Origin of the sequence: Calothrix anomala FACHB-343 (assembly GCF_014696435.1) — a bacterium.
Classification (GTDB): domain Bacteria; phylum Cyanobacteriota; class Cyanobacteriia; order Cyanobacteriales; family Nostocaceae; genus Aulosira; species Aulosira anomala_A.
This window is the reverse complement of the sequence record NZ_JACJQG010000030.1, coordinates 67,877-86,051: the sequence shown is the minus strand read 5'-3', so window position 1 is coordinate 86,051 and position 18,175 is coordinate 67,877. Positions and strand designations below refer to the sequence as shown.

The window sequence follows — 18,175 nt, the reverse complement described above, 5'->3', positions numbered from 1 at the left end:
TGATGAACAAACTAGTCGTCTTCAGCTTCTTATCAGGTGATTTGCATCAAGGATTTTCTGCGGTGACTGCTCAAGTTTGGGACAGTAATCGACAATATCCGATGAAACTGACAGGGACTCTACCACCAGCACCAGAACTAAGCGAACTATATCATCGCTGGCAGCTACTTTATGAGGCACTCCATCAACGTTTGGGGTCGCGTTTACGCATTAAAATTCATGCACAAGATGTCACGAATATCTCTGTGAGTGAATTTGGTGAAGTCTGCCAACAATTAAAAAACTCTATAAATAGGTGGTTGAACTCAGAACCATTTCAAAATATAGTCCAACAGTTAAGAACTCTACTCAACAGAAATGATACAATTAGAGTAATTTTTGAAACAAATATTCCCTTACTTCAGCGACTTCCCTGGCATCTTTGGAACTTTTTTGATGATTATCGTCAAGCAGAAGTAGCATTAAGTTCCCACGAGTATGAACCCCCACACAACGAAAAGAGAAAGCCCATCGGTAAGGTAAAAATCCTTGCTATCTTGGGTAACAGTGAAGGAATTGATATTGATAAAGACCGCACTTTGCTCAAGGGGTTACAATCTGCCGAGATTGAGTTTCTTGTGGAACCAACCCGGAGACAAGTTGACCGATATTTGTGGAATCAGGATTGGGATATCTTGTTTTTTGCTGGACACAGTTCAAGCCAGGCTGATGAGGACACCGGAAAAATTTATCTCAACCAAACTGAAAGCTTAACTATTCCCCAACTTAAGAATGCCCTACAAAATGCGATCGCCCGCGGTTTACAATTGGCAATTTTCAACTCCTGTGATAGCACGGGTTTGGCAAGGGATTTAGCCGATTTAAACATTCCCCAAATGATTGTCATGCGCGAACCGGTACCAGATTTAGTAGCCCAGGAGTTTCTCAAAAACTTTCTTGTCGCTTTTGCGGGAGATAAGCTTTTTTATACAGCAGTACGGGAAGCACGAGAAAGACTTCAGGGATGGGAAAATGATTTTCCTTGCGCCAGTTGGTTACCTGTTATCTGCCAAAATCCGACAACAGTTCCGATAACTTGGTCAGAATTATGTGGTAATTCCCATGATTCTATCCACTCAAATCTTGGGATTAGACAATCAATAGCAACTATACTTTTGAGTACTGCAATAGCTACTTTATCCATCATTGGTTTACGATTTTTAGGAGTATTTCAAACACAGGAACTACAAGCTTTTGACCACATCATCCGCTTGCGTCCTCAAGAAGAACAAGATTCCAGATTGCTGGTGGTTGAAGTTACAGAAAAAGACATTCAAAACTTATCAGAACTGAGACGCGGACTAAAATCTATATCCGATCAGAAATTAGCTAAATTACTTGAGAAATTACAAACATATCAACCGCGAGTTATTGGTATAGACATCTATCGAGATATCCCCGACTTTCAAGAAAAATTAAAACAGTTACCACTAACTGCACAGTTAAATCAAGAAAACGTAATTGCTGTCTGCAAAGGCAAAGATAGCGAACACGATCCTCAAGGTATTAAACCTCCTATAGGTGTTCCCGTCGATCGTCAAGGTTTTACTGATGCCATCCGCGATCCAGATGGTATTATTCGGCGTCAAATCTTAATGGTGAAACAGGAAATTTCTTCGCGTTGCACAACTCCTTTCTCCCTCAATCTGCAATTAGCTGCCCGTTATTTATATTCTGAAAATATTCAATATGAACTTACTAATAATGGTGTGATTTTTCATTCGCCTACTCATAATAAAACATTCTGGCGATTAGCAGCAGGTAGTAGTGGAGGTTATCAAAAAGGAGTAGGCAAAGTAGATTTAGGTGGTATTCAAATACTCACAAATTATCGGAATTCCAAGTTTGAACAAGTTACTGTGGAAGATGTATTGAGTGGTGCTGTAAAATCTGATGCCGTTAAAGATAAAATTATTCTGATTGGCGTAACTGCTCAAAGTCTCAGAGATAGCTTTCCTACTCCTGATAGTGTGGGACAACAACCTTATCAAGAAACTCCAGGACTGTTGATTCAAGCACAGATGACTAGCCAAATCATCAGTGCTGTGTTGGATCGACGGCCAATTATTTGGGTTTTGCCTTACTGGGGTGATATTCTTTGGATTTGGGGATGGTGTTTAGTCAGTGGCTTGATTGTTTGGCCGGTGCGATCGCTCTTAGTACAGATATGCACCGTAGTTACCATAGCAGTAGTTTTGTACGGAGTCTGTACACTTATACTTTTAATACAGGGAGCATGGTTGCCTTTGATTCCATCAATCCTGGGAGTTATATTTAGTGGTGGAAGCGTATTGGTATTTAGGCTCTCAATGTAACTATATATTATGCAATATATAATTTTAGCCTCAAAATTGAATTAATACGAGTAATTAAAAATACTTTTGTATATTAAATGTTTTCTCACTATGATTCCGGATTGCATTCAAACCTTGTCAAAAATGGCGATCGCGTATTACCTGAATCTAAAATATCAAAAAAATATTTCTACCTGGGTGCATAAAGCTAAAAATCTCAACCAATAACTAAATAGAAGGGGAAATGCACTATTGCCAACCCCATCTGCACAAATTTTATCCACAACAGAAAACTTGAGTAAATAAAAATCAAAAGCAAAACCAATCAACGCCACGTTATCGAGCGGGCTATCAACAGAATCAAACACGATATGAAAAACTTGCAGCTAATTATACAGCCATGATCATGATCGCCTCCATTTTATTCTAGTTATAGTTTGAAAACACGCCCTAGCGGCTAGAGACTAGCTTGAAAATAGCGTTGACGGTTGACTGTTGACTGTTGACTATGTCAACGTGATTTTGGGTGCATTGAGATACGCTTGGGGATTTTCGGGGTCAAATTCTAAGCCGTTAAAGAACTTTTCGATTCCTCTTGATGTACTAGCTGGAATTGCTGATTCTTGACCGATAAATTTAGCTGCTTCTCGCCATAAATCCTCACGATTGACTGCATCAATTAAGGGTTTGGTATTAAAATCAGGAGAACGATAACCCCAGCGCATATCTTCAATTAAAAACCATAAATCGTGGCTTTTGAAGGGATAAGAGGCATTTTCTCGCCAGTATTTAATCGCATGGGGACTATTTTCTACTACCCGCCCATTGCCATAATCGAATTTACCTAAAAGGCGATCGCGGATCAATTCACTTTTGACCCCAATCCATTGTCTTTGTGAGACAATATCAAATAATTCTGCTTTATTTTCTGGGCGATCGCACCAAATTTGCGCTTCTAAAAATGCCGCTAGCATGGCTTTGGCTGCTTTGGGATATTTATCAACCCACTCAGCGCGCATGGTAAAGGCTTTTTCTGGGTGATTCGGCCATAATTCCCCAGTTGTCACCGCCGAATAACCTAATCCTTGTTTAATCAGGCGATGGTGCCAAGGATCGACTACACAGAAGGCTTCCATACTCCCACTCCGCATACTTGCAACCATCTGCGGCGGTGCAATGACAATGATGGATAAATCGCGATCGGGATCGATACCGCCATGCGCCAACCACCAACGCATGAAAAAATCACCAGTCACCCGGCGATAGGGAACAGCACAACGCACAGTTTCACCAGCTTTCGCTTTTTGTAAGAAAGCTGATTTTAAGGGCGAACTGTCTGTACTCAAATTTAAATTTTTATATGTGTTGGCAACAGATATTCCTTGTCCGTTGAGATTCATTCTTGCCAAAATATACATGGGAATTTTTCTTCTATAAGTAATTTCCCCAGTGGACATGAGGTAAACCATCGGAAATAGCAGATGTCCGCCATCTAAGCCTTCATCTGCTGAACCTAACATGAGTTTGTCGCGCATCACCGCCCATGAGGGTTGTTTAACAACGCGAATATCTGGTAAACCATATTTCGCAAAAAAGCCTTTAGCTTTGGCAATAATCAACGGGCAACTGCTAGTCACAGGCACAAATCCTAGTGTAGCAGTTGTTACTTCGGGCGTATCGCGATCGCCTGCATAGACGCCAGCATTTAATTGCGTTTTCGCTACACTGAAATTACTACAGTTGCTTAAGCTATGAGCGATAACAGCTGCACCTGCCGTTGTGAGAAATTGTCTGCGCTTAAATTTCACCATGTGGGGAATTCAAAATTTATACTTGTACTGAGGTTGTAAGAAGTAAAAAGTAAAAAATTATCTTTTTACCTTTGCCTGATTTGGTCAAAATAGTTAAAATTTATATCTACAATCGTTTGGCTTGTTCTTGACCTTGTAAAAATTGCATTAATTCATGGCGTAGGTCATGAAATTTGGCAGTATCGCGAATTTCTAAAGAACGGGGATGTTCAAAGGGTATGTCTAAAATTTGACCGATGGTAGCAGCAGGGCCATTTTTCAACATGACTACGCGATCGCTCAGTAATAAAGCTTCATCCACATCATGAGTTACCATGATAGTTGTGATGTGATAGCGATCGCAGATACACATTAACTCTGCTTGCAATGAACCGCGCGTTAGCGCGTCTAAAGCACCAAATGGTTCATCAAGTAAAAGTAATTTCGGCTGAACCGCCAAAGCACGGGCTAAAGCTACTCGTTGTTTCATCCCCCCTGAGAGTTGCGCGGGTTTTTTCTGGGCGGCGTTTTTCAAACCCACTAATTCTAGGTGCGAGGCGATAATCTCCCGGCGTTCGGCTTTCGATTTCCCTGGCATAGCTTTATCAACAAACAAAGCGATATTTTCCCAAGCTGTCAGCCAAGGTAATAGGGAATAATTCTGAAATACTACCATGCGATCGCGGTATGGTCTTTTAACTAATTGCCCATCTACATACACTTGTCCTTGAGTTGGTTTTTCTAAACCGGCGACAATATTTAATAGTGTAGATTTACCACAACCAGAGTGACCAATTAGGGAGACAAAATCCCCCTGCTCAATTTCTAAATTGATATCTTTAAGAACAATGTTCTTCGTACCATCTTGGACAAATTCCTTATGTATATCCCTGATTTCTACGAAACTAGGCATGGTATTGACTCTCGGCTTAAATAAATAGGGGCTAGGGGCTAGGGATTAGGGAAGAGAAATTTTTATGTTTGGTTGTGAGATTTTCTTGTGATTAACTGATATTTAGGACTTACGCACCGAACACAAAAACCCTCACAAGGGTGGTCAAAAGTCAAAAGTCAATGGTCAAAATTCAGGTTTTTGGACTATGGACTATTGACTATTGACAATTGACAAAAAGCAGGAAAAATATCTGACACTGCGTAAGTCCTAATATTAATTACTCTTGCGGCGTGACTTTTTCGGAAATATAGCCCATAATTTTATCGAGGATAAGACCGCAGCCACCTAGATAAAAAATTGCCAAAATAATTTCGTGAATATTGGCATTGTTGTAAGCATCGACAATAAAGAAACCAATACCATCATCAGAAAGCAACATTTCCGCCGCCACAACTGCTAACCAAGATAAACCGAGAGCAATTCTCAAGCCTGTAAATATATAAGGTAAAGTTGCCGGTAAGAGGATTTTATAAAAATGTTCTAATGGTGATAAACCCGCTATCTTAGAAACATTAATGTAATCTTTAGGTACCAGACTGACACCCAAAGCTGTATTTAAAATAATCGGCCAAATCGCCGTTATACAAATTACGAAAATAGCTGAAGGATTAGGTTTGAGAAATACTGCTTGGGCTAAAGGTAGCCAAGCTAAAGGTGCAACAGGACGCAGTAATTGTATTATTGGATCTATCGCTTTTCTACAAAAACTATTTAAGCTAATAAAAAAACCAATAGGAATACCGATTACTATCGCCAAGGAATAACCTACCATTACCCTATTTAAACTGGCGAGAATTAGCCAGAAGAAACCTTTATTATTTCCTCCTTTCTGAAAAAAAGGATCTCTTATTAAATCCCAGGTTTCAGTCACCACTGCAAATGGTGAAGGTAATGACGTATTAGGACGCAAGCTTAATAAATGCCAGATTATCAAAAATATACAAATGCCAAAGAACGAGGGCAATAACTCCTTAAGCTTTTGGGAAGCAACTTTTGCTATTCGCTCGAATAAGTTTCTATACTGAGGTTGGGAATACATTTATTTGTAGCCTAAAGAATTGATACTATCCAAAATAGCCAAATTTTTCCACTAATAGCAATATTTTGCAAAAACTCAGCACTTCATCGCGGATTTCTCACCAAGCTAGGAGAAATAGGGCAAAAAATTGCCAAAACGTATATTGCTAAAAATTACCCTCTCACAGGGCTTAACTGATGTCTCCAATCAGGTGTCGCATAAGATACAGCAATTCGCAACCGCAAGATTAACTAATGGGGCACAAAGCGATCGCTCTCGTCATGGGAGCATCCCACTTTTTTAATCAATACCCTAGAAGGGTATTGCTACACAAACAAAGCCTGCCTTCGCAGGCTTCAAAAACTTATAGCCTGCGGAGGCAGGCTTCGTCTTTATAGCCCCAGGCTTCCAGCCTGCGGGCGTTTTAAAAACTGGGATGCACACTCTCGTCATCTTGTCTGTTAGAGAATATAGCAATTCTATTTGATATCCGAACAAAAAGGATAAGGAAGACAAGGAGGACAAGGAAGATAGGTGTTTGTAAATCCTAAACGGATTGCTATGTAATATATGTATATTTGCTTATATAAGCGTATTTAAATTTACATGTTTAAATTTCTAGATAAGGAAGCGATCGTAAACTCCTCAATCAGCAAATTGAAGCATATAAGTGTGGGAAATTTGAGTAGAAATAAGGGTTTTTTGAGGAAAGTATCGATTGAGGTTACTGACTTAATTAATTGGGAATACTAAGTTGATAGACAAAATATGGCACCTATAAGCGCAGCATTATGTTGGCATTTTTTTCCTCTGGTTTCTACTCACTTGGTTTTATGGCTCATGGACATTGTTATTTGTGGAATACCGGATTAGTCTGGCTTCACATTATTTCTGATGCAACCATCGCTCTCGCTTATTATTCTATTCCACTGTTACTAATTTACTTTATCTCGCAACGCAAAGATGTACCTTTTAATGGCGTGTTTATGTTATTTGGTGCTTTTATTATTGCTTGCGGTACTGGACATTTAATGGAAATTTGGACGTTATGGCATCCAGATTACTGGTTTTCTGGGACACTGAAAGCTTTGACGGCAATTATCTCTATATATACAGCATTTGCGTTAGTTGACCTCATACCCCAAGCTCTCACATTACCTAGTCCCGCCCAATTAGAAACAATGAATCAATCACTCCTTAAGGAAATTGTTGAGCGCAAGCGCGTTGAGCAAGAATTACGTCACGCTGAGGAAATAGCAAATAATGCTAGCGAAGCCAAAAGTGAATTTCTCGCCAATATGAGTCATGAGTTACGCACACCTCTAAACGGTATTCTTGGCTATACACAAATTCTCCAACGGACAGAAAATTTAAGTGAAAAAGCTACTAAAGGAATTAGCATTATTTATCAATGTGCTTCTCATTTATTAACTCTAATTAATGATGTGTTGGATCTCTCCAAAATTGAAGCCCGAAAACTGGAATTGAATCTGATAGATTTTTACTTACCGGCGTTTCTCGATAGCGTGAGTGAAATTTGCCGGATTCGGGCTGAACAAAAAGTGATTGAGTTTAATTTGCAACTTGACAGTGATTTACCAACAGGGATTCGCGCTGATGAAAAACGTTTGCGCCAAGTCTTGATTAATTTGCTGGGTAATGCTATTAAATTTACCCAACAAGGGAGTGTCACCTTTAAGGTGAAAGTCCTGAATCAAACAGCTAATAAACAAGGAGAAATCATCTATAAAATTCGCTTTGAAATAGTAGATACGGGTACGGGTATTACCCCCGAACAAGCCACAAAAATCTTTCTGCCTTTTGAGCAAGTAGGTAATCAAAAGCGACAAACCGAAGGTACAGGTTTAGGATTAGCCATCAGCCAACAAATTATTGCGTTGATGGGGAGTCAAATTCAGTTAGAAAGTAAGTTTGGCAAAGGTAGCACTTTCTACTTTGATTTAGAAGTAGCAGAGTCTCAAAACTGGGCAACCTTTTGCAGAATAGTTGATAAAGGTACAATTATTGGTTATGAAGGACAAAGACGGAAGATTTTGATTTTAGATGATAAATGGGAGAACCGTTCCGTTATCGTCAATTTACTAGAGCCAGTGGGCTTTACGGTTGTAGAAGCTACTAATGGTCAAAAAGGATTAGAACAGGTAAAAATTCACAAACCAGACTTGATTATTACTGACTTAATTATGCCTGTAATGGATGGTTTGGAGTTTATTAAAACCTTGCGCCAATCTGAAGAATTTAAACATATAGCTATTATTGCTTCTTCCGCTAGTGTCTTTGCCAATGACCAATATAAAAGTATTGATGTGGGTGCTAATGCTTTTCTGGGCAAGCCCATAGATGTAGAAACTTTGCTAGAATTACTACGGCAATTTTTGCAATTAGAATGGCTGTATGAAGGCAATAATAATTCCTTAAAAAACCCCGATTTAGATAGTTTATCTCTGAATAATAGAATAGTTGTACCTGCTCGTGAGGTTTTGCAAAATTTACATGAATTGGTACAAGACGGCGATATTCAATCAATTTTAGAAATAGCGGTACAACTTGGGAATTCTCACGAGGATTTAGGTGCATTTACCGAGCAAATCATCCAGTTGGCTAGCAACTTTCAACTTAAACGCTTGGAAAGCTTTATCCAAGAATCTATGAATTAATTAGGTGTAAATTCTATTTTTATCTATAGTTATGAGTGAGATTGGCAATAAAGGATTTATCTTAATTGTGGATGATAATCCCACAAATTTATCTGTGCTGTCAGAAGCGTTGACTAGTAAGGGTTTGCGTTTTCGGGTAGCAGTTGACGGCGAAAGTGCGATCGCGCAAGTCGAACGCAATCAACCAGAGTTAATTTTACTCGATATTCAAATGCCGGGTATTGACGGATTTGAAACCTGTCGGCGTTTGAAAGCTAATCCAGTTACCGCAAATATTCCGATTATTTTTACCACTGCTTTAGCCGATATCGAAAGTAAGACTAAGGGTTTTATTCTTGGTGCGGTAGACTACATATCAAAACCCTTTGCCCAAGAAGAAGTCATTGCTAGAGTGCTGGTACATTTAAGACTGAAGCAGCTAAATGAATCTTTAGAACAACAAGTACGCGATCGCACTTTGGCTTTACAACAAGCCCAAGTTAAACTAGTGCAGCAAGAAAAATTATCTACGCTAGGAGAATTAATTGCTGGGATTGCCCATGAAATGAATAATCCCATCAATTTTATTAGCAGCAATATTCCCCCTTTAGAAGAATATATTGCTGGGATATCAGCAATTTTGAAACTATATGAACAAGAGTATCCCAACCCCCAGGAGACAATTAGTACAGCAATTGCAGACTTAGATCTAGAATTTATGCTCAACGATCTAGTCAAAATAATCGATTCATTTAAAATCGCCAGCGAACGCATCCGTAATATTTCTAATTCATTGCGTACCTTCACCCGCGCCGATAGCGATTGTAAAGTACTTGCGGATTTGCACCAAGGGCTAGATAGTACATTAATGATTTTACAACATCGCTTAAAAAATAATAGCGATCGCCCCTGTATTGAAGTAATTAGAAATTACGGAGAATTACCAGAGGTTAACTGCTATTTAGGGCAGATGAACCAAGTATTTATGAACATACTAGCTAACGCCATTGATGCGATTGATGAAGCCATATTTCAAGGCAAAATGATCTGTAAAAATCCCCAAATTAAAATTACCACAGCAGCAGATTCAGAAAATCATATTTTAATTCGGATTGCTGACAATGGGATGGGCGTTCCTGAACGACTTAAACAACGACTATTTGAGCCTTTATTTACCACTAAACCTGTGGGAAAAGGTACAGGATTAGGCTTATCAATCGCCCATCAAATTGTCGTTGAAAAACACAATGGCACATTAGAAGTAAATTCTCAACTAGGCGTAGGTACAGAGTTTACAATTGCAATTCCTCAAGAATAATTTAAGTTAAATGTTGAATGTTGACTGTTGTAAGGGCGGGTTCACAAATATCTTCACTGCTCAACGATAATTCTCAATAAACCCGCCCCTACTGACTATTGACTATTAAATTGCCATCGCTTTACTGCTGTTTGTAATTCTCCTGACAACCAATAATCAAATTGTGGATAAACAGGTAATCGCGGTACTAATTCCCATCCCCCAATCTGTAAAATTTCTCTCAATTCCCCTGCTTGAATATGGGGATAATCAGGGTTCACTTCATCTTTTGGGCTAATTCCACCTAAATCTCTCGCACCAGCCGCTATACAAGCAAGTAACCATTCACCATCTTTGACTAAATTCGGCGGAATTTGAATTGTAATTTCTAGCGGTAAAATTTCCCTGGCTTTAGCAATTATCTCTGGTAATTTATGGGGGTCAAAATTTGGCGCGTCAAAAGTTTGCTGATTTCCTGGACTATGGGGTTGTAAAATAACTTCTTGAATGTGATGATAACGCTGATGTAATTCAGATATAGCTGTTAATGTTTCCCAGCAATCGGCTAATGTTTCGCCAATTCCTAATAATAACCCTGTAGTAAAGGGAATTTGTAATTCTCCCGCCCATGTTAATTGTTGTAATCGCAATTCTGGTAATTTACTGGGGGCGTGACGATGTACTGTAGTTAATAATTGAGGTGTTAATTGCTCTAACATTAACCCCATTGAAACATTAACACTCTTCAGCTTTTGCATTTCTGCAAAACTAAGCGGCCCTGCATTAGTGTGGGGGAGAAAACCCATTGTTAATGCTAACTGACACAAATCATAAATTCTTTGGAACCACGCTTCACGCCTGGGGGAATGTGGATGTACTTCTCCGCTAAGAATGAGAATTTCACATACATTTTTTTGTTGTATTTTTTCTAAAATGCTGGTGGCTGCTGCTAAAGTTAACCAAGGACTTTTATCAGGATCGGTGCGAAAATTACAGTAGCTACAGCGATTAAAGCATTCATAAGTTGGGACGATTGTATAAGCTGGGCTATAGGTGACAATTCGAGAATTATCAGTTGGCATAAATCAATTCAAAATTCAAAATTCAAAATTCAAAATTCAAAATTAAAGACATATATTATACTAAGTTTCTGTGGAGCTGGGCATTAACGCTCTCAGGCTGGAAGCCTGGAGCTAAACAAACAAAGCCTGCCTACGCAGGCTAAATTATATGTATTTATTTATGAATTTTACAGCTATTTTCAGGTAAATAGACCACGCGGTAGGGGCACGGCACCAGTAAAATTATTGCATGTACCAAAAGATTGTCGGTGTTCCCTACGACAGATGTGGTTTAAATAGGTGAAAACTGCTGTAATACAAATATAAATTGTAGGGGCAAGGCAATGCTCATTGGTGTCAACTTAACGTGAAAGGCTTTATTGCTCAAGATATTCCATCTAGCTCCCATGCTCTGCGTGGGAGCTAAAATCATGAGGCTCTGCCTCAATTTATCAGCTTTCGAGGCAGAGCCTCGCAATACGCATTTCCAGCCGGAGGCTGGAAACGAGATAAGGAGATAGAGAAGGCTTTTGAGCTTAAGTTGACACCAATGGGCAATGCTTTGCCGCTACGCGAAATCTATGATGTATTACTGTTGGGAATTATGAATTATGAATTATGAATTAGGTTTCTAGATTCAATTACTCAATTGAATTTTCAAATAAGTGCGTAGGCGTAGCCCGCCTTTGACATCGCAAAAAACAATAACGCCTACCTACACAGCAGCTTATTATCAAACAGCGCCATTTTTCAGCAAGCTATATCCTTTTTTATCTGCGGAAAACACCAAAATGAGTGCGTGATTTACCGAAATGGGTAAGCAATATAGCTTTTTACCTGCGGAAAACACTAAAATGAGTACGCGATTTACCGAAACGAGTAAGCGATATGGCTTTTTGAGTAGGTGAAATGGTATTTTCCGCAAGGAAAATACAATAATGAGAACTCGTTAAGGCTTAACGAGAAGGTGAAATGGCTTTTTGCTTACTGAAAACAGGAAAATGAGTAGTTAATTTAGATAAATGAGCAAGCGATCGCCTTTTTTGTTTACTAAAATTATAAAAATGAGTCGTAAATATGTGTAAATGATAAAGCTGGCGAATTTTCAGCAAAAAAACTGAACTTGAAGCCTTTTTTCTGCAAGGTAATGCTTTATCTGCTTTAATATCTTGATGTATCTCAAATTATCTATAATTTGTAAATAAAAATGGTGCGTTAGCCTACTGGCATGGCAAGGCTAAAATGTTGCAAAAAAATGTAGGTTGGGTTGACGTAAGGAAACCCAACACCAGCATCTATGTTGAGTTGCTGAAATTCATGTTGGGTTTCGCAAAGCCTCAACCCAACCTACATCTAATGTACTATTTTAGTTGTGTAAATCCACTACGGAAAATAATTTATTTATTACACGAAGTTGTATTCATGCAGATTATTTATATCTTGTTGTTTAGCATGAATGTTTTGTAAATGCTTTTTTACTGTATTAATAGTAATAAATAGTTTATTGGCAATTTCTTTATAAGAAAGATTCGCTAACCTTAGCTGCCAAACTTCTATTTCCCGTTCGGTTAAATTGTATTTTTTGGCATCCGCGATCGCAATACTTTGGCTATGTTGATTACAATCTTCTATTGTCACCAATAAAAAGTTGCTTGGGCTGGCAGATAGTTCTAACCATCTAGCCCTAACGCGCAATTTGATTGTTGGCTTTGGTTGAATTTCTGACTCAATAATAATTTTTTCGGTAGTAAATAGCTCATAACTTTCAATTAAAGATTGACAAATCTGCCAAATTTCTTGGGGTATTGCCGAGCTATCTGCATCTTTTGGCATTAATTGCCGACATATTGCACGGGCGTATTCATTGGTATGAATTAATTTACCTTCGGGTGAGACAATCAATACACCATCAACAAAGCTTTCAATAATCGCTTGGAGTAAATCAAATTTTGCTAAAGGTTGTAAATCATCATTTGTGGGAGTTTTTTGATTTTGTTTTTCTTCGGAAAAAGCCAGAAAATTTAAATTGTTTTCGTTATCTGAAAATACCATAATTAATTGCCTCCAAAACTCAGCATTACAGCCAAATAGGGATACCTGTGATGTTAATCAGGTGTTTAACTAAATTTTGGGGTTGGCGATTATGTCTATGCAATGAGTAAGCAGCAAATATAGTCAAGGCGATGAAGTTTGCGTAATTTAGCTGAATTAAGGTGAAGTTTTTATAAAGATGATTGGTGCAGGAGTCTCAACCTGGCGAATTCTCTTCGCAAACCAGTCACTCTTGAGTTACGTAGAAGTCTGGCAACCGAACGCACTGGTTCGGCTATACAAACACAGTCTAATGCTGGGGACTAATCAATTGTAACTGCCGTTCAACCGCACAAGTTAGGAAAAGTCAGGAGTTTTGCGAAATGATGCATCCACAAAGTATTGAACAATGGTTTCCCCAGGAACAACAGCGCAAATATGTCTCCCAGTTGCAAGGGCGAGTGGGGATAACGCGACGACGGGCAGAATATTTTGTCAAGTTGTGGGTTTATTTACTAATTAAACAACGCCAAGAATTAGGTGAGCGTTTTTCCAAACCTTTGACAGAACTGGATTTACCCGATGGGTTTGTTCCTTGTACCCATCGGGAAGCCCAAGAAGTTTTTTATGGCGAACAAGAGCGGGGGAGCGATCGCTCTGCGGGTATGATGATTGATAAGCTGGTGGCTTTGGGGCTGATTGAAAAAGACTTTGATGGTAATAGTACTTGTATTCGCATCCGTTCTTTATTACCCAATCTGCAAAATTCTCAAGTAGCTAAAGCCGATATTAAACTTTTCGCTGATGATTTCAATCCCCGCACCGATGCTGTACCCGTTGCGAGTTTTTTAGCCCGTAACTACAACTGGATGAATAAAAAAGCGACTGCATTACCCCATAGAATTGTCAGAATTATCCGGGGTTGGGCGGAACAATATCCAACCGGGATGAGGGTTTTACGCCGTAGCGATAACCAAGATGCTGTAGCTTTTTATGCGCTGTATCCAGTCGCGAGAGAATCGGAAGCTAATTTCTTTCTCCCAGCCCGCAAAGGCTTACACATGAGTGCAACTTGGGATATTGATCCATTTGAAATTGCCCAAATAGGCGATCGCAATTGTACATCAATTTTTATCCGCAGTTGGCAAATCGATTTACCTTACAATCGGCTAATTAATGTCTGTCAATTATTAAAAGATACACAAAAAACATTTTTGCGTCTCCAAGCTGATTTTCCTAACATTTGCGATATTTATGCTCTCACTATACATCCCAGCCACGAACAATTAGTAGCAGCATTAGGGTTTCACAGAACTAACCCAGATCCCCAAGTAGCGCTAAATTGGATGTATCTACCAATAGATAAATATTTAAATTTAGATATTGATCGAGCAATATCAGGACTCAATTTTGTTAATGATTAACTAGGGCGGTGCAATTAAAGATAACTGGCGATGGCTGTCATTTGTCATTTGTCATTTGTCATTTGTCATTGGTAAGGGTTTCAAGCCAGTTTACGTTTCGTAATATAGTTTGGTTTTTTTCCACCGACTTACTTAACCCTCTTTAATCACTCTAGCCGAATAAGAATCTCAAACCCTTTTTTTTAAAGGTTTTTATCAATTGAGGCGTAGGTTGGGTTGAGGAACGAAACCCAACACCCGAAAACCTTGGTATTGTTTGGTTTCACTCCGTTTAACCCAACCTACATTTATTATTCTCTTCCCAAAGTGATAGAAGAGGGTTAATTGCTAATAACGTTATGCAACCGTCAACCGTCAACCGTCAACCGTCAACCGTCAACCGTCAACCGTCAACCGTCTAAATGTCATTAACTTTTCTCCCTCCAAATATACAGCCAATTCAAAGTCTAATTGCTCAACAAATTGGAATGGAATTGTCTGTACTTCGTCTCGATAATATGCACCCTTTGGTTAATGGTAATAAGTGGTTTAAACTCAAGTACAACCTTTTGGAAGCGCAACAAAGAAATTTAACCACCTTGCTTACCTTTGGTGGTGCTTATTCTAATCATATATTTGCCACAGCTGCGGCGGGAAATCTCTTAGGATTCCGCACAATTGGAATGATTCGGGGAGAGGAGAGATTACCACTCAACCCTACACTGAGTTTTGCTGTGCAACAAGGTATGCAAATTTTCTACTTGGATAGACAGAAATACCGACAGCGCCACACAGCAGAATTACAAGCAGAATTACAGCAACGCTTTGGTAATGTGTTTATCATTCCTGAAGGTGGGGGAAATCTGAACGGTGTGCGCGGGTGTATGGAGATAGTAAATAATGCCGCATTTGATACTGTATGCGTAGCTTGCGGTACGGGTACAACTTTAGCGGGAATTATTTTGTCGTTAACCAAAAGCCAACGCGCTATTGGTTTTCCGGTTCTCAAAGGTGGGGAATTTCTCAAATCGGATGTAGATAATTGGCTGAAAAATTACCTCGCTTCTGGTTTACCTGTAGCTCATGAAGAAATCGCATCTTGGCAACTAATCTGTAATTATCACATGGGTGGTTACGCCAAAGTCAACGACGAATTATTACAATTTCAGCAGCAATTCACCCAAGAACAAGGTATACCTTTAGATTATGTATACACCGCCAAAATGTTTTATGGCGTCATGGATTTATTAAAACAGGGATTTTTCCCAAAAGGCGATCGCATATTATTAATCCACACAGGCGGCTTACAAGGCAATATTCAGAGACGCGATTAATCGCGTCTGTACAATTGTCAGTTGTCAGCGATGCACTGACAGCTACATGAAGTGTTATCAGTTGTTAAGGTTAATTACTCTGGACTATGGACTATTGACTATGGACTATTGACTGTGGACTATTGACTATGGACTAAATTTTTATACCTTATGCAGCGTGCAAATCGCTTGTCTTTGCTAGGTGCGATCGCATTAGTAGCGATAGTAATTATCAGCTTATTTGCGGCACCTAGCAACAGCATTCTTAATAGTGGTTCTACTTATAACCGTAGTGCTGATGGCTATGGTGCTTGGTATGCTTTTATGCAAGAACAGGGTAGTTCTATCCAGCGCTGGCAAAAACCGTGGGATGATATTAAAGCCAAAACTCCCGTGACGCTGTTACAAGTATACAGCCGTCTGAATTATGCAGTCATCACTTCCCAAGAACGCGCATGGATTGAAAAAGGTAATATTTGGGTAATTTTAGGCGCACAGTACCCAGTAAAAGCCGCTAAATTTCAGACAATGCAACAATCGCCTGTTGGTAATGTCAAAATTGATACGCGCAGACGCCAAAAAACAGACGCTGAAGAAGAGATGTTATTAGGCGATCGCTTTGGTGCTATAGTTTGGCAGACAAAATATGGTAAAGGAAAAGTTATCTTTTGCACCACTCCCTATTTAGCAGCGAATGCTTATCAAGATTATTTAAGTAATTTTAAATTTCTTGCAGATTTAGTCAGCAAACAAAATCATCCCATATTTGTGGATGAATACATTCATGGTTATAAAGACGCTGATATTAGACAAAAAGAAGGTGAAGGTGACTTATTGACTTATTTTGCTAATCAACCTTTAATTGTAGCCATATTGCAAGCAGGTATATTTTTATTAGTGCTAATTTGGTCACAAAATCGCCGTTTTGGTAAGCCAATAGTTTTAGAAGCACCAGTTTTAGACAATAGCGAAGCATATATCCAAGCATTAGCCGGAGTCTTACAAAAAGCCGAATCCAGCGATTTTGTTGTGGAGATGGTAGGGAAAGAAGAACAATTACAATTACAAAAAGCTTTAGGATTAGGAGAAATTCTCCTCGAACCTCAAGCCTTAATTGATATTTGGGTAGAGAAAACCGGAAGAAGTGCAGCCGAATTAGTTACAGTATTAAAGTTTAAATCGCCAAAACGATCCATGAGCGATAAAGAACTGTTAAGCTGGTTGGGCAAATGGCAGAAAATTCAAGAAATTCAAAATTCAAAATTCAAAATTCAAAATTAAGAATTGATTTTACCAATGACAAATGACAAATGACAAATGACAAATGACAAATGACAAATGACAAATGACAAACATGAACAATACACATTCTAGTTTAATTCACCTGGAGCAAGGACTCAATCAAGTAATTGTGGGACAATCTAGCTTGATAAAACAGCTAATAGTAGCATTACTAGCGGGAGGACATATAATTTTAGAAGGTGTACCGGGAACGGGTAAAACACTCTTGGTAAAAGTGCTGGCGCAGTTAATTAAAGCAGATTTTCGCCGGATTCAATTAACGCCAGATGTATTACCTTCAGATATTACTGGGACAAATATATTTGATTTAAATAGCCGCGATTTTACTTTAAAAAAAGGGCCTGTTTTTACAGAAGTATTACTAGCAGATGAAATTAACCGCACTCCTCCCAAAACACAGGCGGCGCTGTTAGAAGCAATGGAAGAAATGCAGGTAACTCTCGATGGTGAAAGTTTACCTTTACCAGAATTATTTTGGGTAATTGCGACACAAAACCCTCTAGAATTTGAGGGTACTTATCCTTTACCAGAAGCGCAATTAGATAGATTTTTATTTAAACTAGCCGTAGATTACCCCGAACCTGCTGCGGAAAAGCAAATGTTACTTAATCGTCAGGCTGGATTTGCAGCGCGACGGGGAGATATTAATCGTTTGCAACCTGTCACCACAGTCAGCGAAATTTTGCAGGCGCGACAAGCTGTAAAAGAAATTGATGTTGATGAAAAAATTATTGATTATTTACTAGCTTTAGTGAAAAACTCACGCCAACACCCCGAATTAGCATTAGGCGCATCACCTCGTGCTGCTGGTGCTTGGTTGCAAACATCTCAAGCAGCAGCTTGGTTAGCAGGAAGAAAATTTGTCACGCCAGATGATGTCAAAGCTGTTGCATCACCATTATTGCGTCATCGCCTGATTTTAAAACCAGAAGCAATGCTTGATGGTTTACAAATGGATGCGGTGATTGCATCGGTGATTAATCAAGTACCAGTTCCCCGGTGAGGTTGATTTATG

At 39.0% G+C, this 18,175-nt stretch carries 12 protein-coding genes; 7 read left to right on the top strand and 5 right to left on the bottom strand.

What is annotated here, in order from left to right:
- Window positions 1-2: 2 nt before the first annotated feature.
- Complete coding sequence (locus H6G08_RS18265; RefSeq protein ID WP_190545478.1) at window positions 3-2,354, top strand: CHASE2 domain-containing protein; 2,352 nt, start codon at window positions 3-5, stop codon at window positions 2,352-2,354.
- Window positions 2,355-2,839: 485 nt separating this feature from the next.
- Here the strand turns inward: H6G08_RS18265 and H6G08_RS18260 are convergent, their stop codons facing one another.
- The 3 genes from H6G08_RS18260 to ntrB all read right to left on the bottom strand — a co-directional run bounded on the left by H6G08_RS18260 (window position 2,840) and on the right by ntrB (window position 6,117).
- Window positions 2,840-4,144: a CmpA/NrtA family ABC transporter substrate-binding protein gene (locus H6G08_RS18260; protein WP_190545456.1), complete on the bottom strand. Its 1,305-nt coding sequence runs from the start codon at window positions 4,142-4,144 to the stop codon at window positions 2,840-2,842.
- Window positions 4,145-4,250: 106 nt separating this feature from the next.
- Window positions 4,251-5,036, bottom strand: a complete 786-nt coding sequence (locus H6G08_RS18255) for an ABC transporter ATP-binding protein (protein ID WP_190545455.1) — start codon at window positions 5,034-5,036, stop codon at window positions 4,251-4,253.
- 259 nt (window positions 5,037-5,295) lie between these two features.
- Window positions 5,296-6,117, bottom strand: coding sequence for a nitrate ABC transporter permease (gene ntrB / locus H6G08_RS18250; protein WP_190545454.1), 822 nt, complete (start codon window positions 6,115-6,117; stop codon window positions 5,296-5,298).
- A gap of 770 nt (window positions 6,118-6,887) precedes the next feature.
- On the opposite strand from ntrB, the gene H6G08_RS18245 reads away from it, so the two are divergent.
- Both H6G08_RS18245 and H6G08_RS18240 read left to right on the top strand, forming a co-directional pair.
- Window positions 6,888-8,774: an ATP-binding protein gene (locus tag H6G08_RS18245; protein ID WP_190545452.1), complete on the top strand. Its 1,887-nt coding sequence runs from the start codon at window positions 6,888-6,890 to the stop codon at window positions 8,772-8,774.
- Between the two features lie 31 nt (window positions 8,775-8,805).
- A complete protein-coding gene (locus tag H6G08_RS18240; RefSeq protein WP_190545450.1) occupies window positions 8,806-10,071 on the top strand; it encodes a sensor histidine kinase in 1,266 nt (421 codons plus the stop codon).
- Window positions 10,072-10,166: 95 nt separating this feature from the next.
- Here the strand turns inward: H6G08_RS18240 and cofG are convergent, their stop codons facing one another.
- Both cofG and H6G08_RS18230 read right to left on the bottom strand, forming a co-directional pair.
- Window positions 10,167-11,132: a 7,8-didemethyl-8-hydroxy-5-deazariboflavin synthase subunit CofG gene (gene cofG, locus H6G08_RS18235; RefSeq protein WP_190545448.1), complete on the bottom strand. Its 966-nt coding sequence runs from the start codon at window positions 11,130-11,132 to the stop codon at window positions 10,167-10,169.
- Window positions 11,133-12,515: 1,383 nt separating this feature from the next.
- A complete protein-coding gene (locus H6G08_RS18230) occupies window positions 12,516-13,163 on the bottom strand; it encodes a helix-turn-helix transcriptional regulator (RefSeq protein ID WP_190545446.1) in 648 nt (215 codons plus the stop codon).
- Between the two features lie 362 nt (window positions 13,164-13,525).
- Between H6G08_RS18230 and H6G08_RS18225 the strand changes: the two genes are divergently transcribed.
- The 4 genes from H6G08_RS18225 (at window position 13,526) to H6G08_RS18210 (ending at window position 18,163) form a co-directional block, all read left to right on the top strand.
- Window positions 13,526-14,566, top strand: coding sequence for a hypothetical protein (locus tag H6G08_RS18225; protein ID WP_313942033.1), 1,041 nt, complete (start codon window positions 13,526-13,528; stop codon window positions 14,564-14,566).
- Window positions 14,567-14,967: 401 nt separating this feature from the next.
- Window positions 14,968-15,879 (top strand): 1-aminocyclopropane-1-carboxylate deaminase/D-cysteine desulfhydrase, encoded by a 912-nt coding sequence (locus H6G08_RS18220; protein ID WP_190545444.1) that lies wholly within the window; start codon window positions 14,968-14,970, stop codon window positions 15,877-15,879.
- Window positions 15,880-16,029: 150 nt separating this feature from the next.
- Window positions 16,030-17,139, top strand: coding sequence for a DUF4350 domain-containing protein (locus H6G08_RS18215; protein ID WP_190545442.1), 1,110 nt, complete (start codon window positions 16,030-16,032; stop codon window positions 17,137-17,139).
- A 73-nt stretch (window positions 17,140-17,212) separates the two neighbouring features.
- On the top strand, window positions 17,213-18,163 hold the full coding sequence (locus tag H6G08_RS18210; RefSeq protein ID WP_190545474.1) for an AAA family ATPase: 951 nt from the start codon (window positions 17,213-17,215) through the stop codon (window positions 18,161-18,163).
- The last annotated feature ends 12 nt before the right edge of the window (window positions 18,164-18,175 follow it).

Coding starts and splice junctions, on each gene's coding strand:
- H6G08_RS18215 (WP_190545442.1), top strand. CDS start 16,030: ATGCAGCGTGCAAATCGCTTGTCTTTGCTAGGTGCGATCGCATTAGTA.
- H6G08_RS18265 (WP_190545478.1), top strand. CDS start 3: ATGAACAAACTAGTCGTCTTCAGCTTCTTATCAGGTGATTTGCATCAA.
- H6G08_RS18260 (WP_190545456.1), bottom strand. CDS start 4,144: ATGGTGAAATTTAAGCGCAGACAATTTCTCACAACGGCAGGTGCAGCT.
- H6G08_RS18240 (WP_190545450.1), top strand. CDS start 8,806: ATGAGTGAGATTGGCAATAAAGGATTTATCTTAATTGTGGATGATAAT.
- H6G08_RS18225 (WP_313942033.1), top strand. CDS start 13,526: ATGATGCATCCACAAAGTATTGAACAATGGTTTCCCCAGGAACAACAG.
- H6G08_RS18220 (WP_190545444.1), top strand. CDS start 14,968: ATGTCATTAACTTTTCTCCCTCCAAATATACAGCCAATTCAAAGTCTA.
- H6G08_RS18230 (WP_190545446.1), bottom strand. CDS start 13,163: ATGGTATTTTCAGATAACGAAAACAATTTAAATTTTCTGGCTTTTTCC.
- cofG (WP_190545448.1), bottom strand. CDS start 11,132: ATGCCAACTGATAATTCTCGAATTGTCACCTATAGCCCAGCTTATACA.
- ntrB (WP_190545454.1), bottom strand. CDS start 6,117: ATGTATTCCCAACCTCAGTATAGAAACTTATTCGAGCGAATAGCAAAA.
- H6G08_RS18245 (WP_190545452.1), top strand. CDS start 6,888: ATGTTGGCATTTTTTTCCTCTGGTTTCTACTCACTTGGTTTTATGGCT.
- H6G08_RS18210 (WP_190545474.1), top strand. CDS start 17,213: ATGAACAATACACATTCTAGTTTAATTCACCTGGAGCAAGGACTCAAT.
- H6G08_RS18255 (WP_190545455.1), bottom strand. CDS start 5,036: ATGCCTAGTTTCGTAGAAATCAGGGATATACATAAGGAATTTGTCCAA.